Source organism: Microcella alkalica, assembly GCF_014137945.1.
Taxonomy (GTDB): Bacteria; Actinomycetota; Actinomycetes; order Actinomycetales; family Microbacteriaceae; genus Microcella; species Microcella alkalica.
On the sequence record NZ_JACGWX010000001.1, the window covers coordinates 93,221 to 109,125 of the forward strand.

Here is a 15,905-nt window from a genome sequence, read left to right on the forward strand (position 1 = left end):
GGGCTGACACAATGAGCCGATGACGAACAGCAGCCCCTTCGCGCGCCGCACCGCCGCTTCGCCGGTCGTTCCGCGGGGCGACGTGCTCGGCACCTTTGACAGCTACCCCGAGGCGCAGAAGATCGTGAACCGCCTCGCTCTCGCCGACTTCCCCGTCAAGAAGCTGTCGATCGTCGGCAACGATCTGAAGACCGTCGAGAAGATCACCGGCAAGCTCACCTACGCCCGCGCGGCGCTCGCCGGAGCCGCGAGCGGCGCCTGGTTCGGCCTGTTCATCGGCCTGCTGCTGTTCCTGTTCTCGCCGACCGGCGACTTCTCGTTCATCCTCGCCGCGGCGCTCATCGGCGCCGGCTTCGGCCTGCTCTTCGGGGTCGTCTCGTACGCCCTCAATCGGCGGCGTCGCGACTTCACCGCCACCCATCAGGTGCTCGCGAGCAACTACCAGATCATCATCGATCCGAACCTGACCGCCCGGGCTCAGCAGGTGCTCGCCGAGGGCTCGGGCGGCTCGGCTCCGGCTGCGGTGGCGGCGGATGCTCCCGCCCCGGTCGAGCAGGGCCATGATCCCGAGCCGCCGCGGTGACCTCCTCAGCGACTGACCCCGAGTCGGGCATCCCCGCCTAGCCGTCGTCAGCGGAGGGCGGCGCGACCAAGCCCATGATGACCTTGGACACCCGTCGCTGGGTACGGCCGGAGGACCTCAACGCCAACGGCACGCTCTTCGGCGGCAGTCTGCTGCGCTGGATCGACGAGGAGGCGGCGATCTACGCGATTCTCCCGCTCGGCGACGAGCGCGTCGTGTTCGTCGATCTCGACGACGGCGGGATGCCTCTCGAGCCGGGCTACTCGACCATCACGGAGGACCGCGACCGCATTCCGCGGCGGCACGCGTCGGCGATCCCGCGGGGTCGACCCGACCGCTGAGCTCAGGGACGCGCTTCGCGAGCATCGCCCGCGCCGGGGGTTTGGCACGCCTACCCAAACGGGTATATGTTAGGACAAACCGACAATTGCCTCACCGGTGGGGCGATCGCTCGATGAGGAGTCCTGACATGAAGCTCGGCGTCTACACCGCGATCCTGCACGACCGCGAGCTCCCCGAGGCGCTCGACGTACTCGTCGAGCTCGGCCTCGATGGGGCCGAGATCAACGTCGGAGGGTTCCTCCCGCCTCGCCACCTCCCGATCGACGCCGTCTTGTCGTCCGACGTCGCGCGCGACGAGTACCTCGCCCTCTTCGCCGATCGGGGCATCGCGATCACGGCGCTCAACTGCAACGGCAACCCGCTGCACCCCGATCCCGCCGTGACGCACCGCGCCGACCTCCTCGCCGCGATCCCGATCGCGGCGCGTCTCGGAGTCGACCGGGTCATCACGATGTCGGGCTCGCCGGCGAATCACGCCGGCGGAGTCCGCCCCGCCTGGGTGGTCAACCCCTGGAACAGCGTCGACATGGACTCGCTCGACTATCAGTGGGACGAGGTCGCGGTGCCGTTCTGGCGCGAGGTCGACCGCCTCGCCGCCGACCACGGCGTCAAGGTCGGCATCGAGATGCACCCTCAGAACGTCGTGTTCAACCCCGCGACTCTCATCCGCCTGGTGGAGCGCACAAATGCCACCCACGTCGGCGCCGAGATGGATCCGTCGCACCTGTTTTGGCAACAGATCGACCCGATCGTCGCTCTGGAGCACCTCGGTGAGCTCGTGATCACCGCCGCGGCGAAGGACGTGCGCATCAACCCCGCTGTGGCGCTGCACGGCGTGCTCGATGACCGCTTCCGCCGCATGCCGGCGGAGGAAAACCCACTCGCCCTCGGCGGCGGCTACACGCTGTGCGAGTGGCCGACCGAGGCGGCGTGGGACTTCGTCGCCGTCGGTCTCGGGCACGATCAGGAGTTCTGGAATCGTTTCGTCGCGACGCTCGCGCGCACGGCCCCCGATGTCGACCTCGCGATCGAGCACGAGGACGCATCGCTCGGACGTATCGAGGGGCTCGAAGTCGCCGCCTCCACCCTGAAGGTCGCTTTGGCGAACATCTCGCGCGAGGCGACTGGACGTTAACATCTTAATGTCCTAACATATAGGCATTCCTCCCAACAGCAGAAAGCCGTACACAGACGTATGAGCAGCTCGACCAGCCCAGCCCCACTCGATCTCGTCGCGATCGGGCGCGTGAGCGTCGACATCTACCCGCTGCAGTCCGGCATCGGGCTTGAGCAGGTCGAGACGTTCGGCAAGTTCCTCGGCGGCAGCGCGACCAACGTCACGGTGGCCGCCGCGCGTCACGGCGACGCGAGCGCGATCATCACGGGAGTCGGCTCCGACCCCTTCGGCCGCTTCGTCGTCGCCGAGCTCGAGCACCTCGGCGTGAGCAGCCGCTTCGTCGAGACTCGCGACGGTCTGCAGACGCCCGTCGTCTTCTGCGAGATCTTCCCGCCCGACGACTTCCCGCTCTACTTCTACCGCCCCGAACCCGTCCCCGACCTGCAGCTCGCGGCCGACCGCCTCGATCTCGGCGCTATCCGCGACGCGCGGGTCTTCTGGGCCACGGTGACGGGCCTGTCGGCCGAGCCGAGCCGCAGCGCGCACTTCGCCGCGTGGGACGCCCGCGCCCGCGCCCGCCACACGATCCTCGACCTCGACTACCGCCCCATGTTCTGGGCCGACCCGAGCGAGGCCTCGGCGCAGGTCGAGCGCGCTCTCGGGCACGTCACGGTCGCTGTGGGCAACCGCGAGGAGTGCGAGGTCGCCGTCGGCGAAACCGAGCCGCTGCGCGCGGCGGATGCGCTCCTCGAACGCGGCGTCGAGCTCGCGGTCGTCAAGCAGGGCCCCAAGGGCGTGCTCGCCAAGACCCGCGACGAGGTCGTCGAGGTTCCGCCGCACTGGGTCGACGTCGTCAACGGGCTCGGCGCGGGCGACAGCTTCGGCGGCGCCCTTGTCCACGGCCTCCTGCAGGAGTGGCCGCTCGAGCGCATCCTGCGCTTCGCCAACGCCGCCGGCGCGATCGTCGCGAGCCGGCTCGAGTGCAGCACCGCCATGCCCACGACCGCCGAGGTCGACGCCGCGATCGAGAAGAGCAGTCGATGACCACCCTCGACCCGCGCCCCGCGAGCGCAACAGCGGCGTCCGCCCTCGATCTCGCGATGCTGCGCGACACCCGCGCCCACAACCCCGGCGCGATCGGCCAGGTGCTCGCGACGCGTCAGCGCCGCGACATCCTCGGCGCCGACGGCCGTCTGTTCATCGTCGCCGCCGACCACCCCGCCCGTGGTGCGGTCGCCGTGGGCACCGACCCGACGGCGATGGCCAACCGCGAGGAGCTCCTCGGTCGGCTCGCGGCGGCGCTCTCGCGCCCCGGCGTCGACGGCGTGCTCGGCACGCCTGACATCATCGACGACCTCGCGCTTCTCGGCCTCCTCGACGACAAGGTCGTCGTGGGCTCGATGAACCGCGGCGGGCTGCGCGGCGCCTCCTTCGAGATGGACGACCGCTACACCGCGTACACGGTCGACCGCATGCTGCGCGACCGCATCGACTTCGCGAAGAACCTCGTGCGCATCAACCTCTCCGATGCGGGCTCGCTCGCGACCCTCGAGACGACTGCCCGCGTCGTCAACGAAGCCTCCGATTCGCAGCTACCCATCATGCTCGAGCCCTTCATGAGCTCGTGGGTCGGCGGGCGCGTGCAGAACGACCTCTCGACCGACGCCGTCATCCTCTCGATCGCGATCGCCTCCGGTCTCGGGCACTCGAGCGCCTACTCGTGGCTCAAGCTGCCGGTCGTCCCCGAGATGGAGCGCGTCATGGCCTCCACGACGCTGCCGACCCTGCTGCTCGGCGGCGAGGTCTCCGACGATCAGGACGCGGCCTTCGACTCGTGGTCAAGTGCTCTCTCGCTGCCCAACGTCCGCGGCCTCGTCGTCGGCCGCAGCCTGCTCTACCCGCCCGACGGCGACGTCGTCTCGGCCGTCGACACGGCCGCCGCGCTCGTTCACGGCTGACCCCGCCTTCCCTCCTTCAGTCCACCTCGAACGAAAAGAAGACCCTCATGTCGAGCACCCCTGTCGTCCCGCACTGGATCGACGGCGCCGAATTCCCCGGCACCTCCGGCCGCACCGCCGCCGTCTTCGACCCCGCCCTCGGTGTCGAGACCAAACGCGTGGCGCTCGCTGACGAGAGCGAGATCCAGCGCGCCGTGGCGTCGGCGAAGGCGGCCTTCCCCGCGTGGCGCGACCTGTCGCTCGCGAAGCGCCAGCAGGTCATGTTCTCGTTCCGCGAGCTGCTCAACGCCCGCAAGGGCGAGCTCGCCGAGATCATCACGGCCGAGCACGGCAAGGTGCAGAGCGACGCCCTCGGCGAAATCACGCGTGGGCAGGAGGTTGTCGAGGTCGCGACGGGCATCCCGCAGCTCATGAAGGGCGAGTACAGCGAAAGCGTGTCGACCGGCGTCGACGTGTACTCTATCCGCCAGCCGCTCGGCGTCGTGGGCATCATCAGCCCCTTCAACTTCCCGGCCATGGTGCCCATGTGGTTCTTCCCCCTAGCGCTCGCGGCGGGCAACTCGGTCATCCTCAAGCCGAGCGAGAAAGACCCGTCGGCGGCGATCTGGATCGCCCGCCTGCTGAAGGAGGCCGGTCTCCCCGACGGAGTCTTCACGGTGCTGCAGGGCGACAAGGTCTCGGTCGACGGGCTGCTCGAGCACCCCGACGTCGCGAGCATCTCGTTCGTCGGCTCGACCCCGATCGCCCAGTACGTCTACGAGACGGGCGCCCGTCACGGCAAGCGCGTGCAGGCCCTCGGAGGCGCGAAGAACCACATGCTCGTGCTGCCCGACGCCGACCTCGACCTCGTCGCCGACTCCGCGATCAACGCCGGCTTCGGCTCGGCCGGCGAGCGCTGCATGGCGATCTCGGTCGTCGTGGCGGTCGAGCCCGTCGCCGACGCCCTCATCGAGAAGATCACCGAGCGCATGGCCACCCTGCGCATCGGCGACGGCCGTCGCAACTGCGACATGGGCCCGCTCGTCACCAAGGAGCACCGCGACAAGGTCGCGGGCTACATCGAGATCGCCGAGCAGGATGGCGCGACAGTCGTCGTCGACGGCCGCGGCGTTGAGATCGACGGCGACGCCAACGGCTTCTGGCTCGGCCCGACCCTCATTGACCAGGTACCGACGAGCTCGCGCGTCTACACCGAGGAGATCTTCGGCCCCGTGCTCTCGATCGTGCGCGTGAAGACCTACGCCGAGGGCGTCGAGCTCATCAACTCGGGCGCGTACGGCAACGGCACGGCCATCTTCACCAACGACGGCGGCGCGGCTCGCCGGTTCCAGAACGAGGTGCAGGTCGGCATGATCGGGATCAACGTGCCGATCCCCGTGCCGGTCGCCTACTTCTCGTTCGGCGGCTGGAAGAACTCGCTGTTCGGCGACACGAAGGCGCACGGCGCCGCGGGCGTACGGTTCTTCACGCAGGAGAAGGCCATCACCTCGCGCTGGCTCGACCCCAGCCACGGCGGCATCAACCTGGGCTTCCCGCAGAATTGAGCACGGTCATGACTCGTCCTTCCTCCGACACCGCGCAGCCGAACGCCTGGCTGCACCCGCGGGGCGCCCTCGCGCGCGACGCGTGGGAATCGGTCGTGGATGCTCGGCTCGAGGGCTGGCAGCACACGGGCATCCGCGTCGCCGAGCTGACGAGCGCACCGCTCGCGCTGCCCGCTGGCGAGGTCGAGCGCATCATCGTGCCGCTCGCGGGCAGCTTTCGCGTCGAGTACCAGACCGAGGGCGAGCGACTGCCGCACGAGCAGATCCTCGCCGGCCGGGCAGCCGTCTTCGACGGACCGACCGACGTGCTGTACCTGCCGATCGGCACGTCGGCCGCGATCAGTGGCGAGGGCCGCGTCGCGGTCGCCGAGGCGCCCGCCACGGTCTGGCACCCGGCGCGTCACGTGCTCGCCTCCGAGGTTCCCGTCGAGCTGCGCGGAGCCGGTCGCGCCACGCGCCAGGTGCACAACTTCGGCGTGCCCGGTGCGCTCGAGGCCGACCGCCTCATCGTGTGCGAGGTCATCACGCCTGCCGACAACTGGTCGAGCTACCCGCCGCACAAGCACGACGAGCAAGTCGAGGGCGTCGAGAGCGCGCTCGAAGAGATCTACTACTTCGAAGCGGCCGTCACGCGCGGTGTCCCGGCGACCATCGCCGACGCGGCAGACCCGATCGGCTACGTGCGCACCTACGCCTCCCAGGCCGGCGAGATCGACACGCTCGCCGAGGTGCGTTCAGGCGACATCGCGCTCGTGCCGCACGGCTGGCACGGCCCGTGCATGGCCGCTCCTGGCTACGACCTTTACTACCTCAACGTCATGGCGGGCCCGGGAGCCGAGCGCGCGTGGCTCATCACCGACGACCCCGCCCACGCCTGGGTGCGGACGACGTGGGCCGACCAGGCCGCCGATGCCCGACTGCCCTACCTGACTCCCGCAACCGCGGACCGACCGGAGGACCCCCGCTCATGATCACTCGACGCATGACCGTCAGCCAGGCGCTCGTCGAGTTCCTCGCCAACCAGTGGACTGTCGATGGCGTTCATCGCGAGCGCACCATCCCGGGCGTCTTCGGGATCTTCGGCCACGGCAACGTCGCCGGCATCGGGCAGGCGCTCAGGCAGGCCAACGCGACGCAACCCGACCTCATGCCGTACTACCAGGCCCGCAACGAGCAGGCCATGGTGCATCAGTCGGTGGGCTACGCCCGCATCCACCGTCGCCTGGGCACGTTCGCGAGCGCTGCATCCGTCGGGCCGGGCGCCACCAATATGCTCACGGGCGCCGCTCTCGCGACGACCAACCGCATGCCCGCGCTGCTGCTGCCGAGCGACACGTTCGCCACGCGCGTCGCGGACCCCGTGCTGCAGCAGCTCGAGCAGCCGCACGACATCGGCATCACCGTCAACGACGCCTTCCGCCCGCTGTCGCGCTTCTTCGACCGCGTGCAGCGCCCCGAGCAGCTCTACTCGATCGCCCTCAGCGCGATGCGCGTGCTGCTCGACCCGGCTGAGACCGGCGCCGTCACGATCGCCCTGCCGGAGGACGTCCAGGCAGAGGCGATGGATGTTCCTCTCGAGTTCCTCGCGCCGCGGGAGTGGCACCTCCGCCGGCCGCTGCCCGAGCGTGCTCCGCTCGCCCGCGCGATCGAGGCCATCCGCGGTGCGAAGCGCCCCATGATCATCGCCGGCGGTGGAGTGCTCTACTCGGCGGCCGAGGAGCAGCTGCGTCGGTTCGTCGAGCTAACCGGCATACCGGTCGGCACGAGCCAGGCCGGCGGCGGCGTGCTCACGTGGGATCACCCGCAGAACCTCGGGGGAGTGGGCGCGACCGGCACGCTCGCCGCCAACCGCCGCGCGACCGAGGCCGACGTCATCATCGGCATCGGCACGCGCTACAGCGACTTCACGACGGCCAGCCGCACCGCCTTCCAGAACCCCGACGTCACCTTCGTCAACATCAATGTCGCGGCGTTCGACGCCTACAAGCACGGGACGCAGGTTGCCGTGATCGCCGACGCGCGCGAGACGCTCGACGCCCTCCTCGACGAGTTCGCGGGCTTCCGCATCGACGCCGACGACGAGGCCGCGCTCGCGCGGTCGAAGGCGGAGTGGGACGCGCTCGTCGACGAGGCCTTCGTGCCGAGCGGCAGCCCGCTGCCCGGCCAGCCCGAGATCATCGGCGCCGTGCAGGCGGCCTCCGACCCGACCGACGTCGTGGTCCAGGCCGCGGGCTCGCTCCCCGGAGACCTACACAAGCTCTGGCGCGTGCGCGACGCCCTCGGCTACCACGTCGAGTACGCGTACTCGTGCATGGGCTACGAGATCGCGGGCGGCATGGGCGTGCGTCGTGGGGCGCCCGATCGCGACGTCATCGTCATGGTCGGCGACGGCTCGTACCTCATGCTCAACTCCGAGCTCGTCACGGCCGTGGCAGAGGGCCTGAAAATCATCGTCGTCCTCATCCAGAACCACGGGTACGCCTCGATCGGGCACCTCTCCGAGACGGTGGGCTCCGAGCGATTCGGCACCTGGTACCGCGCATACGACCCCGAGCAGCGCAACTTCCAGGGCGACCAGGTGCTCCCCGTCGACCTCGCGGCGAACGCGCGCAGCTACGGACTCGATGTCATCGAGATCGAGCCGTGCGAGGACGCGATCGCCCAGCTGAGCGCCGCGATGGCGACGGCGAAGGCCTCCGACCGGTCGACGGTAATCCACATTAACAGCGACCCGCTCGTCTACGCGCCCGACGGCGCGGGCTGGTGGGACGTCCCGGTCGCCGAGGTCTCGACGCTCGAGGCGACGCAGCAGGCCCTGACCGAGTACCGCGAGCAGCGTGCGCGCCAGCGCCCGCTCCTCGGCTGACCCGCACCACCTCGAAGGAGAGACGAGCATGACGACCACCGACACCGCCCAGATCCGCGTCGGCACCGCGCCCGACTCGTGGGGCGTCTGGTTCCCCGATGACCCGAAGCAGGTGCCGTGGCAGCGCTTCCTCGATGAAGTGCAGGCCGCTGGCTACCACTGGATCGAGCTCGGCCCGTTCGGCTACCTGCCGACCGACCCCCACCAGCTCGAGGACGAGCTCGGCAAGCGCGACCTGAGGCTCACCGCCGGCACGGTCTTCACCGGCTTCCACAAGGGCGATGAGCAGTGGGAGCGCGCCTGGCAGCAGGCGCTCGACGTCGCGGGACTCGTCTCGAAGCTCGGCGTCGAGCACCTCGTCGTGATCCCCGACCTGTGGCGCAGCGACGCCACGGCCGAAGTGCTCGAGGCCCGCACCCTCACCGATGAGCAGTGGAGCCGACTCGCCTCCGGTCACGACCGCCTCGGCAAGGCCCTGCTCGAGGACTACGGCATCAAGCAGCAGTTCCACTCGCACGCCGACAGCCACATCGGCAGCTACGCCGAGGTCGAGCGCTTCCTCGCCGAGACGGATGCTCGCTTTACAAACCTCTGCCTCGACACCGGACACTTCGCCTACTACCTCGGAGATAACGTCAAGTTGATGCGCGCGCACCCCGAGCGCATCGGCTACCTGCACCTGAAGCAGGTCGAGCCCGACATCCTCGCCGACACGCTTAAGAACGATCTGCCGTTCGTCGACGCGGTCGCCCGGGGCGTCATGACCGAGCCGGGAGGAGCCGGAGTGCCGGAGTTCGCCCCGATCCTCGAACTCGCCGCTGAGATCGACCCGCAGATGTTCGCGATCGTCGAGCAGGACATGTACGGCTGCGACATCGACTTCCCCTTCCCCGTCGCGCAGCGCACGCGATCGCACATCGCCGGCTGCACGGCCGCCGCGCGCTTCCACTGATCCGCCACCACCTCAGAGAAGAGATCCGACTCATGGATGACCTCCGCATCGCCGTCGTCGGCGCCGGCATGATGGGCGCCGACCACATCACCCGCATCACCCAGCGCATCGTCGGCGCGACGGTCAGCGCCGTCGTCGAGCCCGACGCGGGCCGCGCGGCCGCCGCCATCGCGAACGCTCCCGGTGCCCAGCACTTCACCGCGATCGAGGATGCTCTCGCGAGCGCTGTCGTTGACGCCGTGCTCATCGCCACTCCCGGGCAGTTCCACGAGCCCGTGCTGCTCCCCGCGATCGAGGCAGGCCTGCCGATCCTCTGCGAGAAGCCGCTCACTCCCGACCCCGAGTCGAGCCTGCGCGTGCTCAAGGCCGAGCAGAAGGGCGGCAGGAAGCTCATCCAGGTCGGCTTCATGCGCCGCTTCGACAAGGAGTACATGCAGCTGCGCGAGCTCATCGCCTCCGGCGACGCCGGCGCGCTGCTCGCCCTCCGCTGCGCTCACCGCAACCCCGCCGTGCCCGACAGCTACACGAACCCGATGCTCATCAACGACTCGGTCGTTCACGAGATCGACATCGTGCGCTACCTCACCGACTCGCCGGTCACGGCCATCGAGGTCAAGCGCCCGCGGCGCAACTCGCTGTCGCCCGCGCACCTCGACGAGCCGATCCTCGTGCTGCTCGAGACCGACCAGGGCGTGCTCGCCGACGTCGAGATGAACGTCAGCGTGCAGTTCGGCTACCAGGTCAGGACCGAGGCGGTCTTCGAGCGCGGCATCGCCGAGATCGGCCGCACCGGCGGCATGACCCTCTGGCAGGACGGCCGCTACGGTCACGCCGAGCACGTCTCGTTCAACACGCGCTTCGCCGAGGCATACGACGCGCAGATCCAGCGCTGGGTGCGCGCCGCGCAGGCGGGGGCCATCGATGGGCCGAGCGCGTGGGACGGCTATCTCGTCGCCGCCGCCTGCAAGGCCGGCGTCGAGGCGCTCGAGACCGGCCGTCGCGTCGAGGTCGAGTACGCCGCGCGCCCGTCGTTCTACGCCTGATCGTCACGAAGGAGACTGTGATGAGAATCGCCCTTGATCCCACCCCGCTGCACCACACGCACGCGTTCCTGGAGTTCCCGCGCGTCGCCGCCGAGCTCGGCTACGAGTGGATTCAGCTGACGCCGCACGTCGACTTCATGCCGTTCTTCCGCCATCCTCGCGCCGACCGGGCGCTGATCTCAGCGACGAAGAAGGCGGCGAAGGACGCCGGAGTGGGCATCTCGTCGCTGCTGCCGGTGTACCGCTGGTCGTCGCCCGAGGAGGCTCAGCGCGAGGCCGCCGTGCGCAATTTCCGCCGTCTCATCGAGATCGCCGTCGAGCTCGAGGTGCGCGTCATCAACACCGAGTTCAGCGGGCGCCCCGAGCGCAGCGAGGACTCGGAAGCGGGGTTCTTCCGCTCCATGGAGGAGCTCCTGCCGATCATCGAGCGCGAGGGTATCCGGGTGAACATCGACCCGCACCCCGACGACTTCGTCGAGGAGGGCCACGAGGCGGTGCGCGTCATCCGCTCACTCGACTCAGCGCACGTCGGCTTCGTCTACGTCGGCTCGCACACGTTCCACTACGGCGACGACGCGCCCGGCATCATCGCGGCAGCGGGGGAGAGGCTGGGAGCGGCGTACGCAGCCGATTCCTTCGACCACCACCGCTCGCACGGCCTGCGCTACATCTCGAACCCCCCCGGCAACACCGCTCGTGTGCACCAGCACCTCCGCATCGGCGACGGCGACGTCAACTGGGACGAGTACTACGACGCGCTGCATGCCGTGGGCTTCCTCGACCGCGATGATGCGCTCATCGTCTCGAACGTCTTCGCCGAGGACGAGCAGTGGGAGGCGATCAGCCGCTTCCAGCTCGAAGCCATCCGCGCGGGCATCGCGTCGGCGCATCGTCGAGCATCCTGAGCCCGGGCGGGGCGGGGTCCGCGGCGCCCTTCTCGGCGGCGAGACCCGCCCCGCTCGTATGTTCGCTATAAGTACATATGTCATGACAAACTATTGACCTTTTGACTCTCGCACCGTAGATTCAAAGAACAGCAACGTCGCTCCGGCTCCGCGCTACCCCTAGCGCCCGCGGAGCCCGCTATGAAGGGACACAACGAAGTGATCACCAGCACCATCAAGCGCAGCCTCTTGGGCTTCGGCGCTCTCTCCGCGTCCGCGATTCTCCTCGCCGGCTGCTCCGCGGGCGCCGCACCTGCAGCCAATGGCGAGGTCGCCGCCCTCGAGTCCGGCTTCGGCTCGCGCGCCGAGGAGCGCGACGTCTACTTCTTCACCTACTACAACCCGGCGGGCGACGCTTTCTGGGCCCAGATCCTCCAGGGCGCCGAAGACGCCGCGGCACTCGGCAACCTCGAGTTCACCCACCAGACCGCAGAGGGCGACTCGGCCACAATGGTCAACCTCGTGCAGACCGCCATCGCAACCGACCCGGCGTTCATCTTCATGCCCTTCAACGAGGGCGAGGCCTGGGTCGACGTCGCGTGCCAGGCTGCCGATGCGGGCATTCCCGTCATCGCCTTCAACGTTCCGGCTCCCGAGAGTGCGGGCGACTGCGTCTCCGGATTCGTCGGCCAGGACTTCTACGAGGTCGGCACTATCGTCGCGCAGAACCTGCTCGACTCGGGTGTCGTCGCCGAAGGCGACAAGGTGCTCATCACTGCCGAAGAACCGGACCAGCCGTACGCGCTCCAGCGCGGGGGCGGCGTCTACGACGTCCTCAAGGAGGCCGGCGTCGGCGTTATCGACCAGTCAGAATGGCTCCGCACCGGAGGTGAGGACGCCCCGGCTCTCGACGCGCTCACCACGTGGCTCGTCGCGAACCCCGACGTCAAGGCGGTCGTCCCCGTCGGTGGCACCCCGCACCGCAACCTTCCGGCAGCTCTTGCTGCTGCGGGCAACTCGACGACCAAGGTCATCGGCTTCGACACCGCTCCGGCGATCGTCCAGGGCCTGAAGGATGGCCAGATCCTCGCGACGGCCGACCAGCAGGGCTACATCCAGGGTTTCCAGTCGGTCATGCAGGGTGTGCTGAACCTCGACTTCGGCTTCTCGGCCGCGAACATCAACTCGGGTGGTCTCGGACTCATCACGAAGGAGACCGTCGAAAACATCGAGGCCCCGGACCTCCAGGGCGTCCGCTGGTAACTCCGCACCACTCGTAGCACCGGTGGGGTCGACTGGAGCATTCCTGGTCGACCCCACCGCCGCACCACCCCTCCCTCCCTCGGCGACGCGAGCCGCCCCCACTCTCATCAGCGTTGAAGGTAGAAACCATGTCAGATAGGAAATCGACCGACGTCGACTCCCCGGTCCTCGAGGTGACCCTCGCGACCGAGGCCATCACGACGCAGCGACGGATGTCCGACGCTCAGGCATCGACGGGCTTCGGCGCCCGTCTGCGTCACGACCTGCAGTTCATCCGCGGCCGCGGAGCCCTCGAGATCTCCGTGGTCCTCGTGGTCCTGCTCACCGGGTACATCACCGCGAGCCTCATCTCGCCGACAGGATTCGCGTTCCTGAATCCGAACAACCTCTCGGGCGTCATCTCGCAGGCCGTGCCGGTGCTCGCCATTCTGGGCCTCGCTGCGGGCATCCTCATGATCGCCGGCGAGTTCGATCTGTCACTCGGCGCGAACATCACCCTCAGCGCCATCGTCTTCATCAAGACGGCCGAGAGCGTGAACCTCTGGGTCGCGATTCTCGCCGGTATTCTGTGCGGGGTCGTCGTGGCGCTCGTCAACGGCGCGATCGTCGTCTACACGCGCATCCCCTCGTTCATCGCTACGCTCGGTATGAGTTTCTTCTGGATGGGCGCGGGCATCTTCATCAACGGCACCACGCCCGCGACGCTCACGACCTCGCGCGACGAGACGATGGTGTTCCTGTTCGCCCAGGACTTCGGCTTCTTCCGCTCGCAGCTCATCTGGCTCATCATCATCGGCGTGCTCGCGTGGCTGTTCCTGCACCGCCACCGTCGCGGAAACCACCTCTTCGCCGTCGGCGGCAACCCCGCAGCGGCCGAGGCCATCTCGATCAACCCCAAGCGGGTCAAGCTCATGGCCTTCGCGATCTTCGGCGGACTCGTGGGCTTCGCCTCAATCCTCATCGCCGTGCGCACCTCGTCGATGCAGCCGGGCGGTTCGGCCACCGAGGACTTCACGCTCTTCGCGATCGCTGCAGCGGTCGTCGGCGGCACCTCGCTGTGGGGTGGTCGAGGCACGGTGCTCGGCATCATCGTTGGCGCCGCGCTCATCGAGCTCATCCGGAACGGCCTGCTCCTCGCCAAGGCGCCCGGCTTCTACATCACCCTCTTCGTCGGCGTCACCATCGTCATCGCCGCGATTTTCAACAAGCTCATGGAAGGCAAAGCACGATGAGCGCTCTCTTCGCCCTGAAAGGCGTGACCAAGAAGTACGGCCCCAACACCGTCCTCAACGACGTGAGCTTCGAGATCGGCAAGGGTGAGGTCGTCGGCCTCCTCGGGGACAACGGCGCCGGCAAGTCCACGCTCGTCAAGATCATGTCGGGCGTCGTCCAGGCCGATCAGGGCGACTTCACGTGGGATGACGCACCCGTCGAGAAGATGAACCGCGACATCACCGAGCGACTCGGAGTCGAGACGATCTTCCAGGACTCTGCTCTCGTGCCGTTCATGACGATCACGCGCAACATCTTCATGGGCCGCGAGATCACCAACAAGCTCGGCTTCATGAAGATGAAGGAGATGGACTCGATCACCGCCGAGGTGCTTGACTCGGTCGTCACCATCGAGGGCATCAAGAGCCCCAAGCAACTCGTCGCCTCTCTCTCGGGCGGTCAGGCGCAGGCTGTCGCGATCGCGCGCGCCGTGCACTTCAAGCGCAGCCTGCTGATCCTCGATGAGCCCACCTCGGCGCTCGCCGTGCGCGCGACCGAGGCGCTGCTGAATTACCTCACGCACCTCAAGAGCGACGGCGTGAGCTCGGTGCTCGTCACCCACAACCTGCACCACGCGTATCAGGTGTGCGACCGCCACATCGTGATGAACCACGGTCGCAAGATTTTGGATGTCCGCCGCGAGGACACGACTGTGGAGGAGCTCACCGCCGCCGTCGTCGAGGGCGCGGAGGGCATCCGTCGATACCGAGAGGGTCGCTTCTAGCGAACCTCGAGGGAGGGAAGGCGGGGCTCGGCCGCGAGCCGGGCCCCGTTCCTTCGCTCCGCCGCACGAAGACTTGCACTTCACGGCTTGGCCGGGTCCCACTTGGTGGTGTTGGAAGGCCGGCGGGCCGTTCCTACTTTTCTACGAGCGTCACCTCGAATGCATAGACGTCGGGCTGGTAGCAGTGTCGGCCGAATTCGACCGCGCGGCCGGAGCCGTCGAAGGCGGTGCGCTCCATGGTGAGAACGGCCCCGCCGCGCTCGAGGCCGAGGATGTCCGCCTCCTCCGCGACCGCCTTGCGGGCGCCGATGCGTTGCTGGGCCACGCGCATCGTGATGCCGCGAGTGCGAAGCATCTGATACAGGCCGTGCTCCTCGATGTCAGAGGTCGACAGGTCGGCTACGTCGGCGGGGAGCCAATTCTCGAGGATCGCCACGGGGATGCCGTCGGCGCGGCGTACCCGGCGCAGGTGCACGACAGACGCGCCCTCGGCGACACCGAGGTGGGTGGCCACATGGCCAGGTGCCTCGACGATCTCCATCGAGAGCACGTCGGTGCTCGGGTGCTTCCCGCTCTGCACGAGATCGTCGTAGAGGCTCGTGAGCTCGAGGCCGCGAGTGACCTGGCCCTGCACGACCTGCGTGCCGATTCCGCGGCGTCGCACGAGAAGTCCCTTCGCGACCACCTCCTGGATCGCGCGGCGCACGGTCGGGCGGCTGAGGCCCAGCCGGTTGCCCAAGGCAACCTCGTTCTCGAGGCGGGCGCCGGGGGGCAGATCGCCCTGACGGATGGCCTTCTCTATGATCTGCGCGACCTGGAAGTAGAGCGGGATGGGCCCTGACCGGTCGAGCTGCATGAAGGTGCTGAGGGGCAGCACGACCTCGGGCGAGGAGGTGCCGGCGGCGGGCGCGGAGGCTGACATGCCCTCCACTATGCCAGTTTGACCTAACATTTCCGCACCGTGACATGGATCATGCGTCGGCGCCCGATCCCGAAGCGAAGATCTCGAGCACGCCGGTCGTGGGAGGAACGCCCCGCGGTTGATACGCTGACCCTGCACGATCGCTCCACCACAACCGAACATCGGGCCGCACAGCGAGTGCGGGAGAGCCGACGGGGCTGACGCCGCCGACGGCACCGAAGGAGCAAGCCTCCCCGCCAATCTCTCAGGTACGCGTACCGCTCTCGCCAGGCCACTCTGAAAAGCAGAGCGCATCCCGGCACCGCTGCCGCGACGAGCGCTCTCGCCCACGGTGAAAGCTCGCCACGACCGGCACGACCGGAGAGGGCGCGTGAAGCTCTCAGGCACCATGACAGAGGGGGAGTTCCACCGGCCACCAGCTGCGTCAGGAGAACT

15 protein-coding genes and 2 riboswitches are annotated in these 15,905 nt (G+C 68.5%); of the genes, 14 read left to right on the top strand and 1 reads right to left on the bottom strand.

Translation table 11 applies throughout. The features are described from left to right. Positions 1-19: 19 nt before the first annotated feature. The 14 genes from FHX53_RS00435 to FHX53_RS00500 all read left to right on the top strand — a co-directional run bounded on the left by FHX53_RS00435 (position 20) and on the right by FHX53_RS00500 (position 14,548). Positions 20-583 carry a YflT domain-containing protein gene (locus tag FHX53_RS00435; protein WP_182489170.1) on the top strand — a complete coding sequence of 188 codons (564 nt, stop codon included), beginning with the start codon at positions 20-22 and terminating at the stop codon, positions 581-583. A 77-nt stretch (positions 584-660) separates the two neighbouring features. After that, positions 661-924 (top strand): hypothetical protein, encoded by a 264-nt coding sequence (locus FHX53_RS00440; RefSeq protein WP_182489172.1) that lies wholly within the window; start codon positions 661-663, stop codon positions 922-924. A gap of 128 nt (positions 925-1,052) precedes the next feature. Further along, the gene (locus FHX53_RS00445) at positions 1,053-2,060 is read left to right on the top strand and encodes a sugar phosphate isomerase/epimerase family protein (protein WP_182489174.1); all 1,008 of its coding nucleotides are present in this window, start codon (positions 1,053-1,055) and stop codon (positions 2,058-2,060) included. A 60-nt stretch (positions 2,061-2,120) separates the two neighbouring features. Continuing rightward, positions 2,121-3,086, top strand: coding sequence for a 5-dehydro-2-deoxygluconokinase (gene iolC, locus FHX53_RS00450; protein WP_182489176.1), 966 nt, complete (start codon positions 2,121-2,123; stop codon positions 3,084-3,086). Further along, positions 3,083-4,000, top strand: a complete 918-nt coding sequence (locus FHX53_RS00455) for a Cgl0159 family (beta/alpha)8-fold protein (RefSeq protein ID WP_220476064.1) — start codon at positions 3,083-3,085, stop codon at positions 3,998-4,000. Before iolC ends, FHX53_RS00455 begins: the two co-directional genes overlap by 4 nt. 47 nt (positions 4,001-4,047) lie before the next feature. Next, positions 4,048-5,544, top strand: a complete 1,497-nt coding sequence (locus tag FHX53_RS00460; protein WP_182489178.1) for a CoA-acylating methylmalonate-semialdehyde dehydrogenase — start codon at positions 4,048-4,050, stop codon at positions 5,542-5,544. A gap of 8 nt (positions 5,545-5,552) precedes the next feature. Further along, a complete protein-coding gene (gene iolB / locus FHX53_RS00465; protein ID WP_182489180.1) occupies positions 5,553-6,515 on the top strand; it encodes a 5-deoxy-glucuronate isomerase in 963 nt (320 codons plus the stop codon). 11 nt (positions 6,516-6,526) lie between these two features. Continuing rightward, complete coding sequence (gene iolD / locus FHX53_RS00470; protein ID WP_246335368.1) at positions 6,527-8,410, top strand: 3D-(3,5/4)-trihydroxycyclohexane-1,2-dione acylhydrolase (decyclizing); 1,884 nt, start codon at positions 6,527-6,529, stop codon at positions 8,408-8,410. A 28-nt stretch (positions 8,411-8,438) separates the two neighbouring features. Next, complete coding sequence (locus FHX53_RS00475; RefSeq protein WP_182489184.1) at positions 8,439-9,362, top strand: sugar phosphate isomerase/epimerase family protein; 924 nt, start codon at positions 8,439-8,441, stop codon at positions 9,360-9,362. Between the two features lie 32 nt (positions 9,363-9,394). Further along, positions 9,395-10,405: a Gfo/Idh/MocA family protein gene (locus FHX53_RS00480; protein WP_182489186.1), complete on the top strand. Its 1,011-nt coding sequence runs from the start codon at positions 9,395-9,397 to the stop codon at positions 10,403-10,405. Between the two features lie 20 nt (positions 10,406-10,425). After that, entirely contained in the window at positions 10,426-11,310 is an 885-nt protein-coding gene (locus FHX53_RS00485; RefSeq protein WP_220476065.1) for a sugar phosphate isomerase/epimerase family protein, read from the top strand. A 198-nt stretch (positions 11,311-11,508) separates the two neighbouring features. Then, positions 11,509-12,552 (top strand): substrate-binding domain-containing protein, encoded by a 1,044-nt coding sequence (locus FHX53_RS00490; protein ID WP_182489190.1) that lies wholly within the window; start codon positions 11,509-11,511, stop codon positions 12,550-12,552. A 128-nt stretch (positions 12,553-12,680) separates the two neighbouring features. Continuing rightward, positions 12,681-13,784 (top strand): ABC transporter permease, encoded by a 1,104-nt coding sequence (locus FHX53_RS00495; protein ID WP_182489192.1) that lies wholly within the window; start codon positions 12,681-12,683, stop codon positions 13,782-13,784. Beyond that, entirely contained in the window at positions 13,781-14,548 is a 768-nt protein-coding gene (locus FHX53_RS00500) for an ATP-binding cassette domain-containing protein (RefSeq protein WP_182489194.1), read from the top strand. Before FHX53_RS00495 ends, FHX53_RS00500 begins: the two co-directional genes overlap by 4 nt. A gap of 133 nt (positions 14,549-14,681) precedes the next feature. Here FHX53_RS00500 and FHX53_RS00505 read toward each other — a convergent pair whose 3' ends face one another. Continuing rightward, positions 14,682-15,470 (bottom strand): GntR family transcriptional regulator, encoded by a 789-nt coding sequence (locus FHX53_RS00505; RefSeq protein ID WP_182489196.1) that lies wholly within the window; start codon positions 15,468-15,470, stop codon positions 14,682-14,684. Between the two features lie 170 nt (positions 15,471-15,640). Beyond that, positions 15,641-15,740, top strand: a riboswitch (glycine riboswitch). A 1-nt stretch (position 15,741) separates the two neighbouring features. Beyond that, positions 15,742-15,875, top strand: a riboswitch (glycine riboswitch). The last annotated feature ends 30 nt before the right edge of the window (positions 15,876-15,905 follow it).